Genomic DNA, 11,789 nt, shown 5'->3' on the forward strand with positions numbered 1-11,789 from the left:
CCGAATTCCAGTGTTTCCGGGCGAATACGGACGATTAAATTTCTACCGTCGGTCGCAGCGTTCCAATTCCCGACGGGTCGAACGTCGCGCTCTTGATGATGACGTGAACGGGGCGTCCGGGGGTCAAGCCCAGTTCGCGGACCGCCGCCGCCGTGACCCGCGCGGCCACCAGCGCGCCGTTGCAATCGATCTCCACCGCGACGTCGGCGCCGCTCGGGGTCACGGTCGCGACTTGGCCGGAGAGGATATTGCGGGCGCTCAGGCCTCGAGGCCGCTCGGTCGCCACCAGCACGTCGCGGGCCGGGATCCGTACGCGCAGCCGCGTTCCGGGCGGACGCATCGCCAGGCCCGGCACCAGCAGCTGCCCGGCCGTGCCGGTCAGGCGGGTCAGCCCGGTTTCCGGATCGGCCCCCGCCACGACCATGTCGAGGAGCGCGCCGGCTTCCGCCTCGTGGACCGGCACCAGATCGGACCGGCGCAGGATCGCCTCGGCGGGGCCGGCCGCCGCCACGCGCCCGGCTTCCAGCACGATCACCGTGGTCGCGAGCCGCGCCACCTCGGCCACCGCGTGGCTGACGTAGACGACCGGCACGCCGGCCTCGTCACGCAGGCGCTCGATGTACGGAAGGATCTCGGCCTTCCGGGCCTCGTCCAGGGCCGCCAGCGGCTCGTCCATCAGCAGCAGGCGCGGCTTGGCGAGCAGCGCCCGCCCGATCGCGACCCGCTGGCGCTCGCCCCCCGACAGGCCGACGGGGCGGCGGTCGAGGAGATGGCCGATCCCCAGCATCTCGGTCACCGCGGCAAAGCCGGCCGGGTCGGCGGGCCGGCGCGCGAAGATGCGGCCGTAGCCGAGATTGCTCCGCACGCTCAGATGCGGGAACAGCCGGGCGTCCTGGAACACCACCCCGACACGGCGCCGGTGCGGCGGCAGGAAGACGCCCGCCGCGGTGTCGACGAGCGTCGCCCCGCCGGCGACGATCCGACCACGATCCGGCCGGGCCAGCCCGGCGATCAGGTCGATCAGCGTCGTCTTTCCCGATCCCGAACGCCCGAACAGGGCGGTCAGTCCCGGGCCCGCGGCGAAGGCCGCATCCAGCGCGAAGGCGCCGCGCCGGAGCTGTACGTCGACGGTGATACTCATAGCCCGTACCTCCCGCGGCACGGGCGGCGGCGCAGCGCGTTGGCACCGGCTACGGAGCTTGCACGATGATCACGGTCCACCACCTCGAGAACAGCCGTTCGCAGCGCGTGCTGTGGCTGCTGGAGGAACTCGGCCTCCCCTACACGGTGAAGCGCTACGATCGAGATCCGCAGACCATGCGGGCGCCTCCGGACCTCATCGCCCTCCATCCGCTCGGCAAGGCGCCGATCATCACGGAGGAGGAAACGGTGGTGGCCGAGACCGGCGCCATCGTCACCTACCTGACCGACCGGGCCGGCGGCGCTCTGGTGCCCGCCCAGGGAACGCCCGAGCGCGGGCGCTACACCTACTGGCTGCACTACGCCGAGGGCTCGGCCATGCCACCGCTGCTGCTCAAGCTGGTGTTCGGTCGCTTGGCTCCGCAGAGCCCCTGGGCCTTGCGGCCCCTGGTCCGCGGGATCGCCGACACGGTGCTCAAGAGCTTCGTCGATCCGGATCTGCGGCGGCACGCGGCGTTCTGGGATGGGGAACTCGCCGACAGGCCGTTCTTCTGCGGCGGGGAGTTCACCGCGGCCGACATCATGATGAGCTTCCCGCTGGAGGCCTTCGCAGCCCGCGGGACCGGGACCGGGCCGCGGGTCACGGCCTGGCTCGCGCGGATCCATGCTCGCCCGGCCTACCGAGCGGCGCTGGAGCGGGGCGGCCCCTATGCGTACGCCTGAGCGGCGGTTGCACGGGGCGGCGGTCTGGCGTCTCGCCATCAGCCCGCCTGCAACCGGCGCGCAGCGCGGGACGCCAGGAACTCCGAGACCAGCAGGGCCGTCACCGACAGGGCGACCGAGATCAGGGTGAGGCGCAGGGCCGGCCCCTCCCCGCCCGGGACCTGGGTCAGCGTGTAGATCGCCGAGGGCAGGGTCTGGGTCTCCCCGGGGATGTTCGACACGAAGGTGATCGTCGCCCCGAACTCGCCCATCGCCTTGGCGAAGGCCAGCACGGCACCCGCAATGCAGCCCGGCAGGCTGAGGGGCAGCGTGACGGTGAGGAATACGACGAGCGGGCTCGCCCCGAGGGTGCCGGCCGCCTGCTCGAGTCTGGGATCGACCGCCTCGATCGACAGCCGCATCGCCCGCACCATCAGGGGGAATCCCATCACCGCGCAGGCGAGCGCGGCCCCGGTCCAGCGGAAGGCGAAGACGATGCCGATCTCCGCGAGCGCGCTCCCGAGGAATCCACGCCGGCCGAGCGCCAGCAGCAGCAGGTAGCCTGTCACCACCGGCGGCAGGATCAGCGGAAGGTGGACCAGCCCGTCGAGCAGCGCCCGCCCGGGGAACCGGCGTCGCGCCAGCAGCCACGCCACCGCGAGCCCCGGCAGCAGGCTCGCGAGGGTCGCCACGCTCGCCACCCGTAGGCTCAAGGCGACGGCGTTCCAGGCGTCGGGGGGGAGGTCGAACACGACCTTGGACGCGGGCGGCTACTGGCTGGCGCCGGGCTTGCCCATCACCCTGAAGCCCTGGCGCTCGAAGGAGGCCTTTGCCGCCGGGCCGCGCAGATACGCCAGCAAGGCGGCTGCATCGGGGTTGCGCGAATCCTTGATCAGCGCGGCCGGATAGACGATCGGCGGGTGGCTGTCGGACGGGAAGGTCGCGACCACGTGGACGCCCGGCTCGGCGGCGGCGTCCGTGGCGTAGACGATGCCCAGCGGCGCCTCGCCGCGGGCCACCAGCAGCAGGGCCGCGCGCACGTTCTCGGCCTGGGCGACCTGCCCCTTCACGGCGTCCCAGGCCCCGAGCTTCTCAAGGGCGGCCTTGCCGTACCTGCCCGCCGGGACGGCATCGATCGTGGCCATCGCCAGCTTGCCGCCGCCGAGGATCCGGGTGAGCGTCGAGCCGAGGTCCGGCGCCAGGGCGATCTCCGGGTCGGAGCCGGCATCCTTCGGCCCGGACGCGATCAGCACCAGGGCGTTGCGCAGGAGGTCGACGCGCGAGCCGGGCTTCAGGCTGCCGGCCTTCTCTGCGTCGTCCATCCAGGCCTGGTCGGCCGAGATGAACAGGTCGGCCGGCGCCCCGGCCTCGATCTGCTTGGCCAGGGCGTTCGAACCCGCATACGCGATCCGGGTGTTCGTACCGGTTTCCTTCGTCCAGCTGGCCGCCGCGTCGTCCAACGCGTTCTTCAAGCTCGCTGCGGCGAAGACGACCACCGGATCGGCCGCTCGGGCCGGCCTTGTCGCCGGGACGAGGGCCAGCACGGCGAGCAGCGTCAGGATCCGTCGGGTGGGTGGCATCGGCTCGGGCATCCCCTGGCGCGACCCGTGAACCGGCCGCCTGCGCCCGGGACCTTAAGTGCGGCGCCCCGGCGGGCCAAGCGCCGTTCAGTTGCGCGACGTCTCCCGGCGCTCCCGTGGCGCCGCCTCGGCCCGGTGAAGCCGGCTCAGCAGCACCAGCAGATGGCCCGGCAGCGGGCCGTCCGGCGCCGGTCCGCCGAAGAGCCGTTCACGGGGTAAAGGGCGGACCGCCCCATCGTTGACGATGACGGGCTCGCGCGGTCCGGAACGCCTGGGCTTGGTCACGCTGTACGCACCCTGCTTGATCACGCAATCTGGCGGAAGCCGGCAAAAACGTCGGCCCCAGTCGCCAGTTCCGTGGGCGATCTGTGGATTCTGTGGTTAACGCTTGGACACCCTGCCGCATTCCTAGGCGCCGCCCGCAGCGAATCCGGAGTGCGTGGACCGCCTCACCAGGTCCGAATGTCGCGCCGCCCGTGCTGCTCGGCTTCGGGCGCCGGACTCATCCCGGCCGCGACCAGGATGGCCCACAGCGTGGCCACGAGGGTCGTCGTGAGCGTGACGGCGACGCTGACGAGCAGGGGTGAATTCATGGCGACGCTGTCATCTGTCAAAACGGGCGCGCCGGCACACGAAGCGCGGCGCGCCAGAGTTGAGGGTCTGGCCTTGGGGAAGCCGAGACTGTTGTAATCAGCGAAATCCTGCACGGAAACTGATTTAAATCGATTTCGGTCCGGCGATTGTCAGATGTGTCGACGCAGCAACAAATCGGCAATCCTCGCCTCCGACGTGGCGAGATCGCGGCGCCGGATGCGGTTTTTTTCGCATCTGCCCCTGTGATGCGGCGCGCTCCGGGGCTACAGCCCGGCACCATGCTCGAAGGTCTGCCACCCCACCGCCCGACTCACATCCTGCGCCTGACGACCGATGAGCGGTCGGCCCGGGCCATGACCGATCTGCTGGGCGAGATGTTCGATCCCACCGAGACCGCCGTGGCGGCGTTCGAGGATGCGGATGGCTTCACCTGGCGGCTCGAGGCCTACTTCGCGGACGCTCCGGACGAGGATTACGTCCGCGATCTGATCCGTCCGGTGATCGGGGACGAGGCGGACGTCGCCGAATTCCGCACCATCGAGGAGCGGGATTGGGTCCGGACATCCCTGGAGGGGCTGAATCCGGTCCGGGCCGGCCGCTTCCTCGTCCACGGCGCACATGACCGCGATGCGGTGCGCGGCAACGACCTGCCGATCGAGATCGAGGCGGCCCTGGCGTTCGGCACCGGCCATCACGGCACGACCCTCGGTTGCCTGCGGGCGCTGGTCGCGGAATTGAAGCGACGGCGTCCGGCGCGTGTCCTGGATGTGGGCACCGGGACCGGGATCCTGGCTTTCGCGGCCGCCAAGGCGTTGCGGCAGCCGGTGGTGGCGGGCGACCTCGACGGCGAGGCGGTCCGGACCGCCCGGGAGAACGCCCGCCTCAATGGCCTCGGACCCTATCTCAAGCTCTACGAGGGCCCCGGCGTGCGCCATCGGCTCGCAGACCGGACCCGGCACTTCGACCTCGTCTTCGCCAACATCCTCGCGCGGCCCCTGCGCCGCCTCGCCCCGACCCTGTCGCGTGTGGTCGCCCCCGCGGGCGTGCTGGTCCTGTCCGGCCTGATCGAACGCGACGTGTCTGGTGTGCTCTCGGCCTATCGCCACCAGGGCTTCCATCTCGTGAGAAGCGGCCTGATCGAGGGCTGGGTCGCCCTGGTGCTGACCCGCGGCGGTGCGGCGAAGCGGCCCCGGCGCTGAACCGGGATCCGGGCCGCGCATTGCCCGGGCATGAGCCAGATTCCGCGTCCCGATCCGCCATCCGATCCCATCACCGAGGGCGCGCAGGCCCGGGCCCGGGGCCGACCGAAAGATTCCTGTCCTTACCCGGCCGACTCATCCGATCGCATCGCTTGGCTGGAGGGTTATAACGGCGTACCCTCCGGCAAAGCCCCGGATCTGCCGATCGCCGACGCCTGATTCCGGCGCCCCGCCGGAAATCCCAGGCAGTCCCTGCGCTATCGCGCGGTCCGGAGCCGTCCCGGCCCCCTCCATCCTTCCGGCAACGTCTCGGCGACCGGGCTGTCCGCACCGTCCGCGTGTGCGACCGGGGCGCCGAGCGCGGCCATCAAGACACGCAGACCCTCGACCCACTCCTCCGCCTCCGCGAGCGACGCGAAGCCGTCGCGCCGGATCACCGTATCCGGCTCGATCGTGGTGATGGCGTCGAAGAGACCGTCGGGTCTGTCGCTGATCCGGTAGAAGACGCGGCGTGGCATGACCTGGGAGATAGGGCAAAGAACTGGCGTGATAAGATTGCGCGCGACTCTAAACCATAGGTTACGCCTGCGAGCATCATCCGAAAGGTGGGTGGACGGTTCGAAAAGCGGGGCTGCGCGCGATCCGCGCGTCGATTCCGCCCGGTTGCGACGATGGACCGGCCGGCGATAGGGTCCGCGCATGACAGAGCCAAGCCCGACCCGCCCCCGGTTCCAGACCTTCGACGACCCGAGCCATCGCAAGGGTGCGGAGCGGATCGAGGCCCTGCGCGCGGCCCTGCGCGAGACCGCCGTCGACGGGTTCGTGGTGCCCCGGGCCGACGAGCACCAGTCGGAATACGTGCCGGCCGACGCGGAACGGCTGGCGTGGCTCACCGGCTTCACGGGCTCGGCCGGAACCGCCCTGATCCTGATCGAGTCGGCCGCCCTGGTCGTCGATGGGCGCTACACCCTGCAGGCACCCGAACAAGTCGATACCGGGGTCGTCACCGTGGTGCCGCTGGCCGAATCGACCGCGGAGGCCTGGATCGCCGACAACCTCAAGCGCGATCAGGTTCTCGGCTACGATCCCTGGCTGCACACGTCGGACGGCGTCGCCCGCCTGGAGCGGGCCGCCGTGAAGGCGGGCGGGTCGGTGCGGCCCGTGCCGAACCTCGTGGACGCCGTCTGGGCAGGCCGTCCGAAGCCGCCGGCCGGGCCGGTGGTTCCCCATCCCCAGGCGTTCGCGGGTGAGTCGGTCGCCGACAAGCTCGCCCGGGTGCGCACGGCCCTGGCCGAGGGCGGCTGCGATGCCCTTGTGATCTCCGACCCGCACAACCTCGCCTGGGCGTTCAACCTGCGCGGCTCCGATGTCGGCCATACCCCTCTGGCGCTCGGCTACGCGATCGTTCCGCGCGAAGGGCGGGCACGGCTGTTCCTGGTCTCGCCAAACGTCGATCCGGCTCTGCGCACGGCCCTGGCGCCGGTCGCCGAGATCCTGTCGCGGGCCGACCTCGACGACGGGCTCGGTTCGCTCAGCGGCGTGCGCGTGCGGGTCGATGCCGCGACGGGCGCCGTCGCCCTGAAGGAGAAGATCGAGGCCGCGGGCGGGACCGCCGATGTCGGCAAGGACCCGATCACCGCCATGAAGGCGGTCAAGAACGCTGCCGAGATCGAAGGCGCCCGCGCCGCCCATATGCGCGACGGCGAGAGCGTCGTGCGCTTCCTGGCTTGGCTCGACGGCGCCGCCGCCGCGGGGGGCTTGAGCGAGATCGCCGCCGTGGAGGCCCTGGAAGACTTCCGCGCAGCCGGCGGCGACCTGCGCGACGTGTCGTTCCCAACGATCTCGGGCTCCGGCCCGAACGGCGCGATCGTACATTACCGGGTCACCCGTGCCAGCGACCGGACCGTGCGGGCTGGCGAGCTGTTCCTGATCGATTCCGGGGCGCAATACCCGGACGGCACCACCGACATCACCCGGACGGTCGCGGTCGGCGAGCCGACGGAGGCGATGCGCGAGCGGTTCACCCGTGTGCTGAAGGGGCACATCGCCATCGCCCGGGCGGTGTTTCCGAAGGGCACGACCGGCGCCCAGATCGACGCCTTCGCCCGCGCGCCGCTTTGGCAGGCGGGACTGGATTTCGACCACGGCACCGGCCACGGCGTCGGCGCCTTCCTGTCGGTCCATGAGGGGCCGCAGCGCATCGCCAAGACCGGGACCGTGGCGCTGGAGCCCGGCATGATCCTGTCGAACGAGCCAGGCTACTACGCGCCCGGCGCCTACGGCATCCGGATCGAGAACCTCGTCCTGGTCGAGCCGCGCGCGATCCCTGGTGGCGAGCGCCCGATGCTCGGCTTCGAGACCCTGACGCTCGCTCCCTACGACCGGCGGCTGATCCGCCCGGACCTGCTCGCGCCGGAGGAGCGGACCTGGATCGACGCCTATCACGCCCGGGTGCGCGACACCCTGGCACCGCTCGTCGATGCCGGAACCCGCGTGTGGCTGGAACGCGCCACCGCGCCGCTGGCGGGTTGAGGGCGGGGAGGCTTTGCTGGGCGCGCCCTTGTGCAGGCGCAGGCAGCACGACAGAGTAGACAGACCGCTTGGTGGACCTCGTTCGCTCAAGCAACGCGCGGCCAAGCTTTTCGAGGGTGCTTGACCATGCCCCGACGCTCACAGGATCTCGCCGAGGTCGCGAAAAAGGCTGCCAATGCGTCCTTCGGGAGCGCTCTGGTGCAGAAAGTTTGCCTCGGCGATATGGAAGGGTCTGACGGCGAAGACGTCAGGCGCGTCCAACTGATCGTCTCGGACGACGCGACGGACCAAGTCGACGGCGACAAGCTGCTCGATGCCGGCCTAGCTATCAGCCAAGCTTTGCGGAAGGCGGGCGAGCCGTTGCGTATCGTCGTCCAGTACGCTGAACAGCGCGAGCTTGACGAACTTGACGCTGATTAATCCTGACCATCTGTTCGTACAGGCAGATGCTTTTCTTCTTCAAATCGATCGTGGCTCGTTACGTCAAGCCGAGTTGCGTCGGGCATTTTCGAATGTCTACTACGGATTGTTTCACGCGATCTTGACTGCCGCAGTTGATGAGGTGGTCGGCAGAAGCGTGCGAGGAAGTCCTATTGGGACCCTGGCCTATCGCTCAATATCCCATCAGCGATTGAGAATTCTATGCGAATAAATTGAAAAAATCTCGAACAGAAGATCAAATCTTGCGAACCCATCGGCGGGTTCGATGTTTATATGCGAACGATAGCCCGGCCGGTAATTGAGTTGCAGGACAAGCGGCACGCCGCCGACTACGATCCGTCCCTGTCGTTCTATGCAAACCGACGCGCGGGCGGCCCTCCAGACGGCCCGATCCGCGGTCAACCGGCTGGCCCATCTGAGGGCGGATCAGCGACGGGCGTTCCTCAATCTCATCCTGTTCGAGCCCCGCTGAGCGATCCCAGCGGCGTCATGGTCTCGGCCTCACCGCGCTGAGCGGAGGACAGGGCGCTGACCCCCGCGCTATAAGAGGCCTCGTCACGGAAAAGCCCGCGCCGGTCCCGAAGACATCCGGGTGAAACCGCGACGGCCCCGCGCGCGAAGGGACAGCATGATCCGCCGCCTCGCCTTCCTGCTCCTGATGCTCGCCGCGAGCCTGTCGGCTGCGTCCGCGCAGGGGTTCCGCACGCCGCCCGACCTCGTGCGGGCGAGCCTCGTGGCCGAGCCGGTCGCGGTGGCCGGGGCGCAGCCGTTCACCCTGGCGGTGCGGATGCAGGTGAAGCCGGGCTGGCACGTCTACTGGCGCAATCCGGGCGATTCCGGCCTGCCGCCGGAGGTGACGTGGACCCTGCCGGCGGGCTTTAACGCGGGCGCGATCCGGTGGCCGGCCCCCGAGCGCATCGCGATCGCGACGCTGATGAACTACGGATACGAGGGCGAGGTCACCCTGCTCGTGCCGGTCACGCCGCCGCCGAGCCTCGACCCGGCCGATCCGGTGCGGATCCAGGCCAAGCTGACCTATCTGGTCTGCGAGACCGAATGCGTCCCGGGCTCCGCCGACCTCGCCCTCACCCTGTCGGTGGGCGAGCCCCGGCCCGATGCCGAGCAGGCCGCCCTGTTCGAGCGCGCCCGCACCGCCTTGCCCACCCCGGCGCTCTGGCCGCTGCAACTCTCGAGTCAGGGCGACACCCTGCAGCTCGACTTCGCCGCGCCCGGCCTCAAGCCCGAGACCATCAAGGCCGCATCGTTCTTCCCCTATTCCGAGACCGCGATCGATAACGCCGCCGCCCAGGTGATGCGCGTCGACGAATCCGGACTGCACCTCACCCTCGCCCGGAGCACCCCTACGGATCCGGCACCGGCGGCCCTGCCGGGCGTGCTCACCGTGGACGAGGAGACCGGCGGCGGCACGCACCGCCTCGCCTTCGCGTACGGGGACGAGCCGGTGCTGCCGGCCCCTGCGGCTGCGCCCGAGGCTTCCGCCGCAGCCCAACCGGTCGCCCCGGTTTTCGACGCGCTGACCCTGGCGACCGCGGCGGGCCTGGCCTTCCTGGGCGGGCTGATCCTCAACCTGATGCCCTGCGTCTTCCCCGTCCTGTCGATCAAGGTGCTCGGCCTCGTGCGGCATGCCGGCGAGAGCGCGGCGCGCGTGCGCCTGCACGGCCTCGCCTACACGGCGGGCGTGCTGGCGAGCTTCCTCGGCCTCGCCGGCCTGCTGCTCGCCCTCAAGGGCGGCGGGGCCGCGATCGGCTGGGGTTTCCAGCTGCAATCGCCTTCCGTGGTGGCCGGGCTCGCCTATCTGCTGCTCGCCATGGGCCTGAGCCTGTCGGGGGTGGTCCATGTCGGCGGACGGCTCGCCGGCATCGGCGACGGGCTGGCCCGGCGCTCGGGCCTGAGCGGCTCGTACTTCACGGGCGTGCTCGCGACCCTGGTCGCGACCCCCTGCACGGCGCCGTTCATGGGCTCGGCCGTGGGTTTCGCGCTGACCCAGAGCGCCGGCGTCGCGCTTGCGGTGTTCGCCTGCCTGGGCCTGGGCCTCGCCCTGCCCTTCCTAGCGCTGACCCTGTGGCCGCCGGCCCTGCGGGCGCTGCCGCGGCCGGGGGCCTGGATGGAGACCCTCAAGCAGGTTCTGGCCTTCCCGGTCTACGCCACGGTGGCGTGGCTGATCTGGGTCCTGGCCCAGCAGGTCGGCCCGCAGGGGCTGCTGGCGGCGCTGATCGGCCTCGTGCTGGTGGGCTTCGCGGCCTGGGCCTGGGAGCACGGACGCGCCGCGGCCCCGCGGGTCGGCCCCATCGTCCAGGGCGTCGCGCTGCTCACGGTCGCCGCCGTCGCGGCGCTGACCCTGAGCCTCGATCGCGACCGGGCCGTGCCCGCCGCCCAGGCCGCCGCCGACGGCGTCGAGCCGTTCACGCAGGCGCGTCTCGACGCCCTGGTGAACGCGCGGCGGCCGGTCTTCGTGAACATGACCGCCGCCTGGTGCATCACCTGCGCGGTCAACGAGACGACCTCGCTGTCCACGAAGGCCGTGCGGGCCGCCATGAAGGATCGGAGCGTCACCTACCTGAAGGGCGACTGGACCAACCAGAACCCCGAGATCACCCGCCTGCTTGAGGCGCATGGGCGCAGCGGCGTGCCGCTGTACCTACTCTACACGGGCGCTGGGGAGCCGCAGGTGCTGCCGCAGATCCTCACCGAGGGAACGGTGCTGGCGGCCTTGGAGGCGGTGCCGGCCGCGTCCGGCAAGAGCGCGGCGCTGGTGCGCTGATTGCGACGAGCAGGAAGGGTTCAGGCTTCGAGGGAAAACGTTTCGTCGAAGGCATAGCCCGAGCCCCGCACGGTGCGGATCGGGTCGGCCTGCCGCGGGGCGTTGAGCGCTTTGCGCAAACGCCCGACATGCACGTCCACGGTGCGCTCGTCGATATAGACGTCGTGGCCCCAGACTCCATCGAGGAGCTGTTCCCGGGAAAACACCCGGCCCGGCGCCAGCATCAGGAATTCGAGCAGCCGGAATTCGGTCGGTCCGAGATGGAGTTCCTCGCCGGCGCGTCGGACCCGGTGGCCGGAGCGGTCGAGCTCGATGTCGCCCGCGGCCAGACGGTCGGCGACGTGGGCCGGCTTGGCCCGGCGCAGCAGCGCCCGAACCCGGGCCAGCAGTTCCGGCACCGAGAACGGCTTGACGATGTAGTCGTCCGCGCCGGTCCCGAGCCCGCGGACCCGGTCGCCCTCCTCGCCGCGAGCGGTGAGCATGATCACCGGCAGCCGCTCGGTCTCGCGTCGGGCCCGGATGCGACGGCACAGCTCGATGCCGGAGAGGCCGGGCAGCATCCAGTCGAGCAGGACCAGGTCGGGCGTGCGCTCGGCCAGGAGCAGTTCCGCGTCGTCACCGCGGCTCGCCGAATCTACCAGGAAGCCCTCGGCCTCCAGGTTGTAGCGCAGCAGGGTGGTCAACGCCTCCTCGTCCTCGACGATCAGGACTTGCATGCTCACGTTCGATAACCTGTTCCGAATTCGGCACGCATCGACTCAACCGCGCCGGAGGGCCCGGACGCGCCGATGGTGCAGTAGGCGCCGCAATCCCTCAACC

Annotated in this window: 13 protein-coding genes; 6 read left to right on the forward strand and 7 right to left on the reverse strand. The window is 70.6% G+C overall.

What is annotated here, in order from left to right:
- Positions 1 to 34 precede the first annotated feature (34 nt).
- Positions 35 to 1,141: a molybdenum ABC transporter ATP-binding protein gene (gene modC / locus FV233_RS09090; RefSeq protein ID WP_147897285.1), complete on the reverse strand. Its 1,107-nt coding sequence runs from the start codon at positions 1,139 to 1,141 to the stop codon at positions 35 to 37.
- Positions 1,142 to 1,206: 65 nt separating this feature from the next.
- On the opposite strand from modC, the gene FV233_RS09095 reads away from it, so the two are divergent.
- Positions 1,207 to 1,863: a glutathione S-transferase gene (locus tag FV233_RS09095; protein ID WP_147854799.1), complete on the forward strand. Its 657-nt coding sequence runs from the start codon at positions 1,207 to 1,209 to the stop codon at positions 1,861 to 1,863.
- A gap of 38 nt (positions 1,864 to 1,901) precedes the next feature.
- Here FV233_RS09095 and modB read toward each other — a convergent pair whose 3' ends face one another.
- From modB to FV233_RS30220, 4 genes are all read right to left on the reverse strand, one after another.
- Positions 1,902 to 2,594, reverse strand: coding sequence for a molybdate ABC transporter permease subunit (modB, locus tag FV233_RS09100; RefSeq protein WP_147854800.1), 693 nt, complete (start codon positions 2,592 to 2,594; stop codon positions 1,902 to 1,904).
- An 18-nt stretch (positions 2,595 to 2,612) separates the two neighbouring features.
- Positions 2,613 to 3,422, reverse strand: a complete 810-nt coding sequence (gene modA / locus FV233_RS09105; RefSeq protein WP_147854801.1) for a molybdate ABC transporter substrate-binding protein — start codon at positions 3,420 to 3,422, stop codon at positions 2,613 to 2,615.
- Between the two features lie 87 nt (positions 3,423 to 3,509).
- On the reverse strand, positions 3,510 to 3,731 hold the full coding sequence (locus FV233_RS09110; RefSeq protein WP_246689943.1) for a hypothetical protein: 222 nt from the start codon (positions 3,729 to 3,731) through the stop codon (positions 3,510 to 3,512).
- Between the two features lie 140 nt (positions 3,732 to 3,871).
- Positions 3,872 to 4,015: a hypothetical protein gene (locus tag FV233_RS30220; RefSeq protein WP_187277708.1), complete on the reverse strand. Its 144-nt coding sequence runs from the start codon at positions 4,013 to 4,015 to the stop codon at positions 3,872 to 3,874.
- Between the two features lie 279 nt (positions 4,016 to 4,294).
- On the opposite strand from FV233_RS30220, the gene FV233_RS09115 reads away from it, so the two are divergent.
- Complete coding sequence (locus FV233_RS09115) at positions 4,295 to 5,215, forward strand: 50S ribosomal protein L11 methyltransferase (protein WP_147854803.1); 921 nt, start codon at positions 4,295 to 4,297, stop codon at positions 5,213 to 5,215.
- Between the two features lie 30 nt (positions 5,216 to 5,245).
- Entirely contained in the window at positions 5,246 to 5,434 is a 189-nt protein-coding gene (locus tag FV233_RS31100; protein WP_147854804.1) for an Rmf/CrpP family protein, read from the forward strand.
- 38 nt (positions 5,435 to 5,472) lie between these two features.
- Here FV233_RS31100 and FV233_RS09125 read toward each other — a convergent pair whose 3' ends face one another.
- Complete coding sequence (locus tag FV233_RS09125; protein ID WP_147854805.1) at positions 5,473 to 5,733, reverse strand: hypothetical protein; 261 nt, start codon at positions 5,731 to 5,733, stop codon at positions 5,473 to 5,475.
- Between the two features lie 181 nt (positions 5,734 to 5,914).
- Here FV233_RS09125 and FV233_RS09130 point away from each other — a divergent pair, with 181 nt between their 5' ends.
- The 3 genes from FV233_RS09130 to FV233_RS09140 all read left to right on the forward strand — a co-directional run bounded on the left by FV233_RS09130 (position 5,915) and on the right by FV233_RS09140 (position 10,970).
- A complete protein-coding gene (locus FV233_RS09130) occupies positions 5,915 to 7,747 on the forward strand; it encodes an aminopeptidase P family protein (RefSeq protein WP_147897286.1) in 1,833 nt (610 codons plus the stop codon).
- 120 nt (positions 7,748 to 7,867) lie between these two features.
- Positions 7,868 to 8,167: a hypothetical protein gene (locus FV233_RS09135; RefSeq protein WP_147897287.1), complete on the forward strand. Its 300-nt coding sequence runs from the start codon at positions 7,868 to 7,870 to the stop codon at positions 8,165 to 8,167.
- 649 nt (positions 8,168 to 8,816) lie between these two features.
- Positions 8,817 to 10,970 carry a protein-disulfide reductase DsbD domain-containing protein gene (locus FV233_RS09140; protein ID WP_187278080.1) on the forward strand — a complete coding sequence of 718 codons (2,154 nt, stop codon included), beginning with the start codon at positions 8,817 to 8,819 and terminating at the stop codon, positions 10,968 to 10,970.
- A 20-nt stretch (positions 10,971 to 10,990) separates the two neighbouring features.
- Here FV233_RS09140 and phoB read toward each other — a convergent pair whose 3' ends face one another.
- Positions 10,991 to 11,686, reverse strand: coding sequence for a phosphate regulon transcriptional regulator PhoB (phoB, locus tag FV233_RS09145; RefSeq protein ID WP_147854464.1), 696 nt, complete (start codon positions 11,684 to 11,686; stop codon positions 10,991 to 10,993).
- Between the last annotated feature and the right edge of the window lie 103 nt (positions 11,687 to 11,789).

The sequence above is a fragment of the Methylobacterium sp. WL7 genome (assembly GCF_008040085.1).
Taxonomy (GTDB): Bacteria; Pseudomonadota; Alphaproteobacteria; order Rhizobiales; family Beijerinckiaceae; genus Methylobacterium; species Methylobacterium mesophilicum.